The organism is Synechococcus sp. H60.2 (assembly GCF_047462315.1).
GTDB lineage: Bacteria > Cyanobacteriota > Cyanobacteriia > Thermostichales > Thermostichaceae > Thermostichus.
Genome location: NZ_JANSIZ010000021.1, coordinates 24560 through 38236, shown reverse-complemented (window position 1 = coordinate 38236; position 13677 = coordinate 24560). Strand labels below are relative to the sequence as shown.

14 protein-coding genes and 1 pseudogene are annotated in these 13677 nt (G+C 62.5%); 9 read left to right on the top strand and 6 right to left on the bottom strand.

What is annotated here, in order from left to right; all coding sequences use genetic code 11:
• Window positions 1-129: pseudogene (locus tag NW845_RS05105) on the top strand (transposase); the annotation flags it as partial.
• Between the two features lie 72 nt (window positions 130-201).
• On the opposite strand, the gene NW845_RS05100 reads toward NW845_RS05105, so the two are convergent.
• The 6 genes from NW845_RS05100 to NW845_RS05075 form a co-directional block, all read right to left on the bottom strand.
• Window positions 202-1041, bottom strand: coding sequence for a hypothetical protein (locus NW845_RS05100; protein ID WP_414370266.1), 840 nt, complete (start codon window positions 1039-1041; stop codon window positions 202-204).
• Between the two features lie 39 nt (window positions 1042-1080).
• Window positions 1081-1611 carry a 5-(carboxyamino)imidazole ribonucleotide mutase gene (gene purE / locus NW845_RS05095; RefSeq protein WP_414364528.1) on the bottom strand — a complete coding sequence of 177 codons (531 nt, stop codon included), beginning with the start codon at window positions 1609-1611 and terminating at the stop codon, window positions 1081-1083.
• The gene (locus NW845_RS05090) at window positions 1581-2681 is read right to left on the bottom strand and encodes an L-threonylcarbamoyladenylate synthase (RefSeq protein ID WP_414377245.1); all 1101 of its coding nucleotides are present in this window, start codon (window positions 2679-2681) and stop codon (window positions 1581-1583) included. Before NW845_RS05090 ends, purE begins: the two co-directional genes overlap by 31 nt.
• Window positions 2682-2742: 61 nt before the next feature.
• A complete protein-coding gene (locus NW845_RS05085) occupies window positions 2743-4071 on the bottom strand; it encodes a dihydroorotase (protein WP_414377244.1) in 1329 nt (442 codons plus the stop codon).
• A gap of 11 nt (window positions 4072-4082) precedes the next feature.
• On the bottom strand, window positions 4083-5447 hold the full coding sequence (locus NW845_RS05080) for a histidine phosphatase family protein (RefSeq protein WP_414377242.1): 1365 nt from the start codon (window positions 5445-5447) through the stop codon (window positions 4083-4085).
• A gap of 261 nt (window positions 5448-5708) precedes the next feature.
• A complete protein-coding gene (locus tag NW845_RS05075; RefSeq protein ID WP_414377240.1) occupies window positions 5709-6521 on the bottom strand; it encodes a class I SAM-dependent methyltransferase in 813 nt (270 codons plus the stop codon).
• Between the two features lie 349 nt (window positions 6522-6870).
• Between NW845_RS05075 and NW845_RS05070 the strand changes: the two genes are divergently transcribed.
• From NW845_RS05070 to NW845_RS05035, 8 genes are all read left to right on the top strand, one after another.
• Window positions 6871-8286 carry an ABC transporter substrate-binding protein gene (locus NW845_RS05070; RefSeq protein ID WP_414377237.1) on the top strand — a complete coding sequence of 472 codons (1416 nt, stop codon included), beginning with the start codon at window positions 6871-6873 and terminating at the stop codon, window positions 8284-8286.
• Between the two features lie 69 nt (window positions 8287-8355).
• Entirely contained in the window at window positions 8356-9171 is an 816-nt protein-coding gene (gene trpA / locus NW845_RS05065) for a tryptophan synthase subunit alpha (protein WP_414377236.1), read from the top strand.
• 414 nt (window positions 9172-9585) lie between these two features.
• Window positions 9586-10104 (top strand): phycocyanin subunit beta, encoded by a 519-nt coding sequence (locus tag NW845_RS05060; protein WP_414364537.1) that lies wholly within the window; start codon window positions 9586-9588, stop codon window positions 10102-10104.
• A 164-nt stretch (window positions 10105-10268) separates the two neighbouring features.
• Complete coding sequence (locus tag NW845_RS05055; protein WP_011429135.1) at window positions 10269-10757, top strand: phycocyanin subunit alpha; 489 nt, start codon at window positions 10269-10271, stop codon at window positions 10755-10757.
• A gap of 288 nt (window positions 10758-11045) precedes the next feature.
• Window positions 11046-11306 carry a phycobilisome linker polypeptide gene (locus NW845_RS05050; RefSeq protein WP_414370262.1) on the top strand — a complete coding sequence of 87 codons (261 nt, stop codon included), beginning with the start codon at window positions 11046-11048 and terminating at the stop codon, window positions 11304-11306.
• Window positions 11307-11378: 72 nt separating this feature from the next.
• Complete coding sequence (locus NW845_RS05045; RefSeq protein ID WP_414377234.1) at window positions 11379-12149, top strand: HEAT repeat domain-containing protein; 771 nt, start codon at window positions 11379-11381, stop codon at window positions 12147-12149.
• A gap of 84 nt (window positions 12150-12233) precedes the next feature.
• Window positions 12234-12875, top strand: coding sequence for a HEAT repeat domain-containing protein (locus NW845_RS05040; protein ID WP_414364541.1), 642 nt, complete (start codon window positions 12234-12236; stop codon window positions 12873-12875).
• A gap of 44 nt (window positions 12876-12919) precedes the next feature.
• Window positions 12920-13645: a phycobilisome rod-core linker polypeptide gene (locus tag NW845_RS05035; RefSeq protein WP_414364544.1), complete on the top strand. Its 726-nt coding sequence runs from the start codon at window positions 12920-12922 to the stop codon at window positions 13643-13645.
• Window positions 13646-13677 lie beyond the last annotated feature (32 nt).

Below are 13677 nucleotides of genomic sequence, written 5' to 3'. Positions count from 1 at the left end.
CAGTTTGCGGAACAGCTCAATCAAGTGTACTGGGGAAAGGCTAAGCTTTGGCATGATTCTAAGTGCATTGTCTCATGCGGCGGTGCACCTCTAGAAATCGTGAAGCGATATATCCAGAATCAGTCAGGAGGCGCTACCCTCCCCACCCGGGTGGGGAATCCCGCGCCTTACGTTGAAGATTTGCCAGCCTGCGGGAGACCTCTAGACACTGCGGTTTCGACCTGAAGAGGGATCCCCGCTGCTTTCGGGGCATTTGAGGTCGGCCAAATCGTTGAGGCGACGCAGAATACCCCACCCCTGCAGAGCTTCCAGCAGGGCTTCCCGGACGACAGCCACGGTTTCTTGGTCAAGGGCGAGGCGGAGGTAGTCCACCGCTAGCCGCGTCTGCTCGGCATCCAGGTATGGCATCAAGCTCTGCAGCCGACGCACGCCCAGCAGCCGTCGGTAGGAGTCGGGGGAAGCAATGTCGCTGAGATCTCGCTCCAGTTGGGAACGCTGCCGCTCCTGGCGGCGGCTGAGCCACTCCCAAAACAGCAGCGCCAACAGGGCAAAGGTGGCTAGCCCTTGCAAAATGGCGCCCGTGGCCAGCCAGCGCTGGCTGGATTCTGCCCAGATGGAAACCACGATGTAGGTGCCCAGGGTGGCACCTGCCCCCCCGACAACAGCAAGCAGCAGGGAGCGATCGGCTTGGCGAAACCAGGCTTGCAACTCCTGCCAGCGGCGGCTGAACTCAGGGCTGCGCGCAGCATACAGCCCCAGCATTGCCCCACTGCCCACAGCTAGAGAGAGAGCTAGCCGCCAGTGCCAAAAAGCCAGCCCCGCCAAGGCCAAGCCCGACAGGGCCAAAACCCGCCATTGCGGCCCCGAGAGTAGCCACAGGGCCACCTGGGATCCCCTCTCCACTGCCCCTTTCTGAACCCGCTGCAGATACTCCCGCCAGGATCCCTGGCCGGAAGAGGGGCGACCTGACCGATCCTTCACTGTCGGTAACTCCAAGACTTCGTCCCACCTGGCCCCTGCCAAGGTGGCAAGACAGGTCAACGCTTCCTAGCTATGTTCGCTTCCTAATTATGTTACTAATCATGCTCTGCCGGCAGAGCCGAGGTAGGCTTTCCACCCTTGAGTTTGCAACTGGGCGTTTTTCTCTTGCACCGCTTGCTTAAGGCTTTCCCGGTAGGCCAGCACCCGTTGTTGCAGAGCGGGATCGCCGCTGGCCAAGATCTGCACGGCCAAGAGCCCAGCGTTGTAGCCATTGCCGATGGCCACGGTGGCTACTGGGATCCCTTTGGGCATTTGCACAATCGAGTAGAGGGAGTCCAGCCCCTGTAGGGATTGGCTAAACACCGGCACCCCAATGACCGGCAGAGGAGTTAGAGACGCCACCATCCCCGGCAAGTGGGCTGCCCCGCCGGCGCCGGCAATAATGACGCGGATCCCTTGAGTATGGGCGCGGCGGGCAAAGTCCACCATCGCCTCAGGGGTGCGGTGGGCGCTGAGGATCTGCAGTTGGTAGGGGATCCCGAACTCCTCACACACCTGGGCAGCGGGTGCCAGGGTGGGCAGATCCGAATCGCTGCCCATTACGATAGCGACGAGAGGGGAGACTTCCATGAGCGGCTGGCCCGTCGTAGTCGATCCATGATCGCATAACCTAGGCCGGTGACGACCGGTGGCGGTTCGGCCAACAGCAGAGTGGCCGCTCCCTCATCCAGGCGGCGCAGGCTGGCAAAGAGGGCGCGGGCCGCCAAGTTGGGATCCGGGCCCAGACATTCTAGGGTAAAGGTGACCTCAGGCCAGTGGTGGGAGAGGCTTTCTGCCAGCAGTTCTGGTTTGGCGGCGAAACTGAGAATGCCTAGGTGCGAGTGGCCGGTGGCCAAGCGCTGCAACTGTTGCCAGTCCTCGGGCTGAAGCTGGGTAAAGGCAGTGGGCAAAAGCCAGAGGGGCTTACCGGGGGCGTAGTGGCTGCTCAGTTGGCCGGGAGCCTCTGGCCTCTCCTTGCGGTCTGGGGCAGGGGGAGAGCTGAGGGGCAAATTGAGGTGGGATGCCAAAACTTCCTGTGGGATCCCGCCGGGGCGCAGCAAGGTGGGGGTGCCATCGGGGCTAAGCTTGAGGACTGTCGATTCCACGCCTACGGCACACTCCCCCCCGTCCAAGATGTAAGGGATCCGCCCCGCCAACTCGGCGTAGACAGCCTGGGCCGAGGTGGGGCTGAGGCGGCCAAAGCGGTTGGCGCTGGGGGCAGCCAAGGGCACCTGAACTGCCTGCAGCAAAGCCTGGGCTACGGGGTGGGCCGGCACCCGCAGGGCTACGGTGGGCAAACCGCTGGTGACCAGATCCGGCACCTGCGATCCCTTAGGTAGCACCAAGGTCAGCGGCCCCGGCCAGAAGGTGTTGACGAGGGATCCCAGGCGAGCGCGAGCGGCGGGAGTAAAAGCCGCCAGATCTACCAGCCAGCCCTGCAGTGCCTCCAGATCCAACCCAGCCGGCAGATGCAGGATCAGGGGATCGAAGCGGGGGCGCTCCTTGACGGCAAAGATCTTGGCCACCGCCTGCTCGTTGAGGCCGTGGCCTGCCAGGCCGTAGACCGTTTCTGTAGGCATGGCCACCAACTGGCCCTGCCGCAGCGCTTCAGCCGCCAGGGCAAGGTGCTCAGGGGTGGGGGGGAGGATCTGGGTTTGCATGGGAGGGGATTCACGGCCCTGCGGGCAACGAGAACGGGTTTTGCCGGTCTCGGCCTCAGGGCTAGCTTCCTTCTTCAACGTGGGTGTGCAACACCTTGCCGCGCAGGGTCTTGCCCAACCAGGGAGTGGCTTGGGAGTGGGAGCGGAGGGTAGCTGCTGAAACTGTCCAGGTATGGGCTGGATCAAAGAGCACCCAGTCACTGCCGGGATCCAGACAGGGCGGCTCCAACCCCAGGCAGCGGGCCGGGTAGAGGCTGAGGGCCGACCAGAGCTGTAGCGCTGTTAGCAATCCCGTCTCCACCAGGTTCTGCCACAGCAGCGGCAAGGCCAACTCCAGGCCTATGGCCCCAGGAGGAGCCTCGGCAAAGGGCAGGGTTTTCTCCTCGTAGGTGTAGGGAGCATGATCCGTGGCGATGCCCAAGCTGCCGCTGCGGATCCCGGCAATAAGGGCCTCCCGGTCGGCGACGGGTGGCAGAGGAGGCAGCAGGCGCAGGTTGGGATCGTAGCCGTGCTCCAAGACGGCTTCCTCCGCCAAGAGCAGGTGCATCCAGGTGGTGCTGGCGGTAACTGGCAGCCCCTCTGCCTGGGCCCGCTGGACAAGCTCTAGACTGCGGGCTTGGCTAAGGCGCATCACATGCACCGGCGCCGGCGAGGCAACGCTGCGCATCACTTCTAGGAGGCGGGCCAAGGCGGCAGTTTCGGCACTAGTTGGGATCCCCTTCAGCCCTAGGCGCAGGGCCCACACCCCCTCGTAGAGGCTGCCCGAGCCCGCCAGGGTGGGATCCCAGGCCCAAACCAGCAGTGGTTTATTCCAAGGCCGCAAATACTCCAGGGCCCGGCGCAACAAGACCGGGGAACCTGCGGATGATGTGCTGCTAAAGGAAGTGGCAAAGCCAATGGCTCCTGCCTGGGCCAGCTCTCCCCAGGGGTTGGCGGTCTCTCCCTTGTCCTCCAAACTCAAAGCAGCCCAGGGCAGCCAGCGGGAATCCCCAGGTCGGCGGCGGTAGCGGCCCACCTGCTCCGGCTGGTTCAGCACCGGGAAAGTCGCCGTTCCCGGCAGGGGGGCAGGGAGAAGACCCACTTGGGTAAACCCCCCTGCCAGAGCTGCCGCCCCTAGAGAAGTGAGGGTCTCGCGGCCGGGGGAGAGCTCTTCGTTAGTGATCTCGCCACTGTGGGCGTACAGATCTATCAAACCTGGCCCCAGCACCCAGCCAGTAGCATCCAGGCGGGGGATGTCGGCAGGGATCCCCGTTGGCTGAGTAGCCCGGAGGCGGCCCTGCTGTAGCCACACGTCGGTCACCTCATCCCGCTGTTGCCAGGGATCCAACAGGCGCACCCCACGGAGGCAGAGATTGAGCAGGCTCAGGTCGGCAGGGAAGGTGGATCCCATCTTCCACCTCGCTAAAGCGCACCCGCTGTGGTGCAGTCGAAAATCTGGCCGGACAGGTGAGTGGTGAGGTTCAACACTTTGAGAACAGGAGCGCCGTCCTTGCCGTCGGGGTAGTCGATAACGGTAATGCCCCCATTGCCCTGCTTGAAGATCCAAAAGGCGTGGGGGGAAAGGTCGAACAACTGGCAGATGATCGCCTTGTTGATGGCGTCGTGGGCCACCACCACGGCCGTGCCTTCGGGAAATTGGGCGGCGGTGATGGCCAAAATCTCTTCCCATGCCGAGCGCGTGCGATCCCACACTTGGTACAGGTTTTCCCCGTTGGGCATTTGCACCGTGGCCGGATCCCGCTGCCAGCGCTCCAGCTCGCCTGGGTATTCGGCTTCCACCTCGCTCTGGAGCTTGCCCTCCCAATCGCCGTGGCAGATCTCCTGCAGCTCCGGCATCGGGCGCAGGATCAGGTTGGGGTGGTTGCTGCAGATGGCGTCCGCCGTGGCCCAGGGGCGCTTCAGCGGGCTGGAAAAAGCCAGGTTCAGCGGCTGATCGGCCAGAAACTCCGCCACCCTAGCTGCCTGCTCCTCGCCAGTGGCGTTGAGGGGAATATCCCGCTGCCCCTGAAAGCGCTGCTCCCGGTTCCATTGCGTCTCGCCGTGCCGCACCAGCAGGATGCGCATCCCCCGCTTGCGTTTGGGCAGAGGCTGACCCAGATGGGCAGTGATATTCAAAGATTCCAGTTGTGGCGGCGCCCCCAGGCCCTGGGGAAAGTTGAGAACGCTGATGGCGCAGTTATCTTGCCCAAGACGGTGGTAGTGAACCGGCCCCAGGCCGATGGCGGTGCTGACCAGGGCGCGGTTGATGCCGCTGTGCCCGACGACGAGAACGTTGAGGGGATGCCTTGGATCGGTTCCCCGATCAGAGGAGGTGGGGGGCGCTGACTTCACTTGCTCGGCCAGCAGTTGCCAAAACTCCTGCGCCTGCTGCCAGAGATCCCGCACCGGAAGGCGCCCCTCCAGCTCTAGCTCGTCGGGACGGTGCCGCCATAGGTGGTAATCTTCTGGGTATTTCTCCTTCACCTCGGCAAAGGTCAAGCCCTCCCAGGCCGTCAGGTCAATCTCCCGCAGGTGCTCGCTGATGGACAAAGGGATCCCCGCTCGCTCCTTGAGAATGATACAGGCGGTGTCGAGGGCACGGGAGAGAGGGCTGCAGTAGGTGTAATCCAAGGGGATCCCGGCCAGAACCTCAGCTACCCGCTGTGCCTGCGCTTCTCCATTGGGGGTGAGGCGAGAGAGATCGGAGCGGCCTTGGATGCGATTTTCGACGTTGAAGGTGCTCTCACCGTGGCGCACGAGCAGGATGCGCAGGGCAGGCTGAGCCATTGTTTGCACGGACTTACTCAAGAACACCTTCTAGAGTATCGCCTAGAGTATCGCTGTTGGACTGGGCTTGCCCTGCCAGTGGGGTTCTTTCTAGGAGTTGGGATCCCGGATTCTGGCCTCAACAGATCGGGCGGTCAAGTTTTCAATTTTGACCGCGGCAAGATCGTGGAAGAAAACACCCCCCAAGAGTTTTTCAGCAACCCCCAGGAAGGGCGTTCCCGCCTTTTTTGTCGCAGATCCTTTCCCACTAAGGGGCTGGGCTTAGAGAGGCGCAAGCCGTGCCAGAAAGGCTCCCTCCGGCTCTTGGTAGAGAATTTGTCCCTGCCAGCCGTGGGCGTGGGCATAGCGCAGCAGGGTCTCCGGATCCACAAACAGCCAGGGAAAGGGATCCCCGCGCTGCCCGTTGTACTCGGCCACAAAGTTCACCACCTTGGCTTTTGCCTCGCCCGCCGCTTTCAAGTCCTTCCCCTTCTCCCAATCCTCGGCTTCAGAATCGGCTGAACTTTCTACCTGCGGCAGATCCGCCGAGCCGCCATCTTCCCTGAGGTCGCTTAGATCGGTGGAATCCACAAGCAACTGGCCGGTAGGCTGAACCCAGTGGCGGGCCAAGGTTAAAAAACACTCCAAACCCGCCAGGGATCCCACCAGGCCAGCGCCGTTCATCAGCAGCAGCAGCGTATCAAAGGGCTCCTCCGGCCCCTCCCAGGAGAACAGGTCGGCGGCAATGCGGCAGCGCACCCCCCGTTCGGCCATGATCCGCAGCGCCACGGGGGAGCGATCCAGGGCGGCCACAGCCAACCCCTCCTCCTGCAGCAGCAGGCTGTGGCGGCCTGTGCCGGCACCAATGTCCAACACGCGACCGCGACAGAGATCCAAAGCCAGGGCCTCCACTTCTGGCAGCTCCTGGGTGAAGAACACCTCCGGCGAGACCACCTGGGGCTCCTCTGCCAGCGGGATCCCCTCGGCGCTGTAGGCGTGCAAGCGCAGGGAGCCCCTGGCCTGGCCCCGGTGCCAGTCCCACAGGGCTTGTTCGAGCGGATCCTGAGGTAAAGGGTTTTCGACAACCTCTATCATGGGAAGGGAAAGCCAGCGTCTTGACCCGATGTCGCATTGCTTGACGCCGCCGCTATCGTCCTTTTGCTGATCGCTGCAGGGGTTTGGGCCCCATCTCTGCAGGCTAACTGGGAGACTGAGCCCCAGCGTACACCCAGAAGAGCCCTCGGCAACTCCCTCTGTTCCTGTCTCCATTGTGGAGCACCTGGAGCGCCAATACCGCAACAGCCCTACCTACCGGCCCGATCCTTCGGGTATGCTTCAAGAAATTCTTGAAGATCCTTGAAGAGAGGGGTTCCAGGAGCTTCCTGAAAGTGTGAGCGATACCCCTGCTGCCCGGATTCTGCTGTTGTTCTCTTCTTTGGGGCCCATGGTTGCCAAGTCTCCGCCACCCATCGTCTACATTGCTCTGGGGCTCCTGCTCTTCTGGGGCGGTCATCGCGCTTGGCGGGCGGGCTACCTTCGCTGGCCGCCAGGGATCTCGCTGCCGCGAGTGTCGCTGCCAGGGTTGGGCAGTAGGGCCCAGGATCTGCTCTTAACCAGCGGCGAGCGCACCCTCTTTGCCGATAGCAGCCCCGCCGCCGTGGCTGCCGCAGAGCTCATCCGCCAGGGCAATTTTGGGGCGGCGATCCCGCTTTTGGAGATGGGGCTGCAGAACAACCGCAACGACCCGGAAGCGCGCATTTTTTTGAACAACGCCCGCGCCCAGCAGCAGGGCAACCCCTTGAGCTTGGCCGTGGTGGTGCCCATCTCCAGCAACCCCAACCGCGCCAAAGAGACGCTGCGGGGCGTGGCCCAGGCCCAAGAGGAGCTTTTCCAACAGGGGGGCCTTGGGGGGCGGCTGCTGCGGGTGGTGATTGCCGACGACGGGGATAACCCGGAGCGAGCGGCGGCAGTGGCCAAAGCGCTGGTGGGCCAGCCTGAGATTTTGGGGGTGATCGGCCACAACGCCAGCGATGCCACCCTGGCGGCGGCTGAGATCTATCAGTCTGCCGGCCTGGCCATGATCTCCTCCACCTCTACCAGCACCCGCATCAGCCTGCTGGGGAACGCCATCTTTCGCACCGTCCCCTCCGACCAGATTGCTGGCACGCAACTGGCCCGCTATGTCCTTAACAAGCTGCGCCTGCAGAGGGTGGCCATCTTCTACAACCCCAACAGCGCCTATAGCACCAGCCTGCGCGACGCCTTTGCCTCCACCCTGACCAGCGAAGGGGGGATTGTGCTGGCCACCTTTGACCTAACAGCCGCCGATTTCAACCCCCAGGCCAGCCTCCGGAGAGCACTGGAGCAGGGATCCCAGGCGGCTTTCTTGGCGCCCACGGCTTCCGTAGCCGAACAAGCGCTGGCCGTTGCCCGCCAGAACGCCCTCCTCGGCCAACCCCTTGCCCTGGTGGGGGGGGATGTGCTCTTCAGCCTTACCACCCTCAAGGAAGGGGGAGCAGCGGTGGAGGGCATGGTGGTGGCGGTGCCCTGGCATCCCGATCTTCCCCGCAGCCGCGGCTTTGCCCAGAAGGCAGCCCAGATGTGGGGAGGGCAGGTAAGTTGGCGCACCGCCCTGGCCTACGACGCCACCCGTGTTTTTCTCCAGGCTATTCGGCAGGGATCCCCCAGCCGCAGCGGCATTCTCACTGCCCTTGGCGACTCCAACTTCCGCTTGCCAGACGGCGCTTCCGGGGAGGTGCGCTTTTTGCCCTCCGGCGACCGCGATGCCCCCAACGTGCTGGTGCGCATTGAGCGGGGCAACCGCTCCGGCACGGGCTATGATTTCGTGCCCATCCCCTAGGGATCCCGGCAAGCGCTACAGTAGGGGATGCTCTCAACTCTCTTCATCTCCTCAGCTCGGATGGATCCCATGCCCAGACGGATCACCGCGTGTTTTCAGGCGCTGCGCAGCCGCGGCGAAGCCGCCCTCATCCCCTACCTCACCGCCGGGGATCCCGACTTGCAAACCACCTTTGAGGCTCTGCAGGTGCTGGATCACCACGGCGCTGATCTCATCGAGCTGGGGGTGCCCTACTCGGATCCCCTGGCCGATGGACCCGTGATCCAAGCAGCAGCTACCCGCGCCCTCAAGCGGGGTGTTACCTTGGGTGCCATCTTGCAGGGCTTGAGGTGCCTCTCGCTGCGGGCCCCTCTCATCCTCTTCACCTACTACAACCCCATCCACCAGCTCGGCCTCCCCACCTTTGTGCAGCAACTGCGCCGGGCCGGCTGTGCTGGCTTAGTCGTCCCCGACCTGCCCCTGGAAGAGGCCGGATCCCTGCGGGAAGCAGCGCAGGCAGAGGGGATCGACCTGATCCTACTGGTGGCCCCTACCAGTCCCCCGGAGCGGATGCGCCGTATTGCCCAACAGTCCAGCGGCTTTATCTACTTGGTCAGCACCACCGGCGTCACCGGCGAACGGGCCACCCTGGAGCAGCGGATCCCGGCCTTGCTGCAGCAGTTGCGCCAATACACCTCTCTGCCGATTGGGGTGGGCTTTGGCATCTCCACCCCCGACCAAGCCCGCCAGATTGCTCTCTGGGGAGCCGATGCCGCTATCGTGGGCAGTGCCTTCGTGCAACGGCTGGCCAAAGCCCCCACTCCCGCCCAGGGGCTGCAACAAATCGCCCACTTCTGCCGGGATCTAAAAGCTGCTCTGCAAGGAATAGGTACCCCCGAACATTGACTGCTTCAGTGTGTGGGCAAGAGGCTTGCCTTTATCTCAAAACAAGTAAAACGAATGTTTACATTTTGTTACTACCCTCGCCGACCGGTTTCCGGCCTGCTGACCCAACAGAGCCAGAGGATTGGCGGCCAAGCAGACACTCTGGTGCCTGTTTATTTGTAAATCTTCACAAAACACTCATCCCTCCCACGCTATAAAATTGACCTGGATGCTCGGCTGTCTGAAAGTCGCAGAGGTTCTTGACTTGTCTCAAAATCTGGGGCTTCGGTGGGGGTAGTTTTGAGCAACCCGCTCCACAGGATCCCCGGTTTTTGGGCAAGGAGGATCCCGCGAACAACAAAGTTTGGGATCCCGCTTTTGAGAGGTTCAGCCAGTCGCCCATCGCTTTTTGGAAAGACCAGAAGGAGATCCATCATGCAAGACGCCTTTACCCGGGTGATCGCTCAGGCAGATGCACGCGGTGCTTTTTTAAGTGATCAAGAGTTTGACCGTTTGGCGGCTTTGGTGGCAGAGGGCAACAAGCGCCTGGATGCGGTCAACCGCATGACCAGCAACGCCGCCCAAATCGTAACCAATGCGGCTCGTTCCCTGTTTGCCCAGGAGCCGGATCTGATCGCCCCTGGCGGCAATGCCTACACCAACCGTCGCATGGCTGCCTGCCTGCGCGATATGGAGATCATCTTGCGCTACATCACCTACGCCACCCTGGCGGGGGACAGCTCGGTGCTGGAAGATCGCTGCCTCAACGGCCTGCGGGAGACCTACATTGCGCTGGGGGTGCCCACCAGCTCCATGGCCAACGCCATTGCGGCCATGAAGAAGGAAGCCCTGGCCAAGATTATGGATCCGAACGGCATCACCCCTGGCGACTGCTCGGCGCTGCAAAGCGAGGTGGCCAGCTACTTCGACAAGGCGGCTGCCGCCATTGTTTAAGTTGAGGGTAAGTTGAGGGTTGAAGGCGGTCGTCTCTCTTTAAAGCTCCCTGAGATCGTCTAGATCCCTTTTTCCGATAGGCAGAAAGGCATCCCCCACTTAAAGGGGTGCCGGCTGCTCAACTAAGACTTTTGCTAACAGTCAACGCATTTAGGAGTTGCAAGGTGAAAACTGTCATTACCGAAGCGATTGCCGCTGCTGACAATCAAGGGCGTTTTCTCAATGCCAGCGAGCTGCAGGCCGTTAATGGTCGTTACCAGCGCGCTGCTGCCTCTCTAGAAGCGGCCCGTGTCCTGACCCAAAACCAACAAACGCTGGTGCGCGAAGCGGTGCAGGAAGTATTCAAGCGCTTCCCCTACCTGACCCAGCCGGGCGAGATGGGCCATGGCGATGTGTTTCAGGCCAAGTGTGCCCGCGACATTGGCTACTATCTGCGCTTTATCACCTACTCGCTGGTTGCAGGCGGCACGGGCCCCCTCGATGAATACTTGGTGGCTGGCCTGCGGGAGGTGAACCGCTCCTTTAACCTCTCCCCGAGCTGGTACATTGTGGCTCTGCAACACATGAAGAGCCGTGCACTGGGCATGCTGAAGGGCCAAGCAGCCAACGAGGCAGCCATTTACTTTGATTACGCCATCAACGCCCTTAGCTAAGGGATGCCAGAGTAGAGATCCCGTTTTTGGGGGAGCGCTCTCTTTCTTCGTCTTTCAATTAAGTGCCCCTATAGAGCAGGCAGGAGCCCAAGTAAAGCTGAGCCGGTCGTTTCCAGGTTTTCGGCACCGCGGCTCTTCTCGAGCCGGCTAGGTTGCCTGCCTGCTTCCCAAGCGCTTGTGCCTGGGTACAGCTCCGCCTCTGGAGGTGGCTTTTGGGGCCCCTCTGGTGTTGAGGGGGTTTTTGTGCCCAGGTGCTGCACAAAGTTGAACTCGACTCGGGGGAAAGCGATGTTTGGTCAAAGCACCAGCGGCCCTGAAACTTTGACGGAAGCCGGTAGCCGGGTTTACAAGGTTGAGTACACTGGCCTGCTTAACCCGCCCGATGCTCTGGCCACCTCTGCTAAGGTGCGTCGCAGCACCATGAGCACCACAGTTCCTTACAGCCGGCTGTCTGCCGAGATGCAGCGCATTCTGCGGATGGGCGGCAAAATTGTGCAGGTCACTGCTCTATCGGTGGCCCCTCCCCAGAGCAACGGCGCTGCTGAGTAAGGGATCCCCCTGCTCAACCGCAGTTATTGGCAAGGTGGCCTCGATTCCATGGACGGCTCTGCAAGGCTTCCCATGACATCCAACACAGCGGTGCTACCCCAGCCGCTCACCTGGGAGCAGGCAATAGCGCGGCTGCAGGGGGATGATCCCCAAGATCGGTATTATGCCGCTTGGTACTTGGGCACGGTTCGGGATCCGCGGGGCGTGGAGCCGCTGCTGCTGGCGTTGCGAGATGAGCGGGATCGCACCGCTTTGGGGGGCTACCCGCTACGGCGCAATGCCGCCAAAGCCCTCGGGCAAATTGGCGACGTGCGGGCCGTGCCCGGCCTGATCGAGGCACTTGCCTGTACCGATCTGCACGTGCGGGAAGAGGCTGCCTACGCCCTGGCCCAGTTAGGGGACAGGCGAGCGGTGGATCCCTTGCTGGCCTTGCTGCAGTCGCGGGAGCAGGAGCAGCCCTGGGAAGCCTTCATCGAGGCGCTGGGCCAGCTCGGTGCCACCGAGGCCGAGGCGGCGATCCGGCCTTTTTTGAGCCACCCTTCGGAGCGGGTGCGTTCGGCAGCTGCCTGGGTGCTCTATCGCTTTACGCAAGCCGAGGAGCTGACCCAAGTTCTGGTGGCGCTGCTGGCCCACCCCAATTTCAGCCTGCGCCAAGCGGCCCTTTTCGATCTAGCAGAATCCGGCTGGGTGGCAGGAGCGTCGCTGTTGGCGACAGCCGATGTGGCCCTTAACCTGCGCATCAACGCTCTGAAGCGCCTGTTCGACGTGGCGCTACAGTTGGGGCGGGTGCCGCCGGATCGGGTGGCAGCGGCGATCATCCCGCAGCTGGACAGGCTGTTCTAGACGTGGAAGGGCTTTGGGCTCTCCCCCGTGTTGGCTCACTCGAATGTTTTGTTCTTTACCTTACCTTCGGCCTGTGGGTTGTCTATGTCCTCTTCCTCGGCTGCGCAAGTGCTTCCTACTGCTGTGGCTCAACTGGCTGCTGAACTGGAACAGGCCACCTCAGCGGAAGAGCTGTTGCGGGTGGTGAGAGCGCTGGGATCCTTGGGCCACGTGGAAGGGATCCCCCTGCTCATTCGCGCCTTTGGCTTCAACCGCCCTGCCGTGGGAGAAGCCGCCCTGGAAGAGGTGCTGCGCTTCGGGGAGGCAGCGGTACAGCCTTTGCTGGCCAACATCGATGGCTTCGACTATGGGGCACGTGCCTATTCGGTGCGGGCGTTGGCCCGTATCGGCCACGGGGATGCCTACCCCTTTTTGGCGGAAGCCATTGTGGCGGACTTCGCCCCCAGCGTGCGGCGGGCGGCAACCCGTGGGCTGGGGCGGGTAGCTGCACGGAGGCCTCTCTCCGACCAAGAGCAAGCTTTGCACCTGTTGCGTCAGTGCTTGGGCGACGCTGACTGGGGCGTCCGCTATGCTGCCGTCGGATCCCTGACGGACTTGGCTCGGCTGGGGGAAGCGTCCCTGCGCCCCGCAGCCGCAGCGGCTCTCCAGATGGCTTTGCAGGATGCGGATCCCTTGATTCCCCTCCGCGCTCGCCTCAGCCAGCAGGAGCTGGCTGCTGAGCGGTAGCCTCTTCTTCTTTAGTTGTTTTGTTTCTTGTAGGAGCACAGCCTATGTCTCTTCCCTTGCTTGCCGATCGCCCCACCACGCAAAACGTGCGGGTGAACCGCTACTTTGTACCCAGCGACGAAACCCCGCCCGTCTATCGCCCCGACGACCCGACGGGCATCGAGAATGTGATCCGCGCCGCCTACCGGCAGATCTTCAGCGAACACCTGATGCTGGAGAGCTACCGGCAAAAAGCTCTGGAGTCCCAGTTGCGCAACGGGGCGATCTCGGTGAAAGAGTTTATCCGTGGCCTGGGCAAATCGGAGGTGTACCGGGATCTGGTCATGGTTCCTAACGACAACTACCGCTTCGTCGAGGTCACCTTCCAGCGCTTCCTGGGCCGGCCCACCTACAGCCAGCAGGAGCGCATCAAATACTCCATCATCCTTGCCACCCGCGGGCTGGACGGCTTTATTGATGCTGTCATCGATAGTGAGGAGTACAACGCCGCCTTTGGGGACGATGTGGTGCCCTACCAGCGCCGTCGCCTCTCAGAGAAGCCGGCCAACCTGGTGACCCCCCGCTACGGAGCGCGGTGGCGGGATGTTTCCGGCGTGAAGCGCTCGACGCGGGAAGTGGTGCGCACCTATCGAATTACCCGTCCTCCCAAGCCGGGGGATCCGGAAAACTTCCTCAACATGGCCCGCATGCTCAATCCCAAGCCGGCAGCGCGGCAAAACATCAGTGTCTTCGATCTGAAGATCCCTGACATGACCACCAACCGCCGCTGAGGTTGGGCAGCCCACCCGCCGCATCTTCCTCC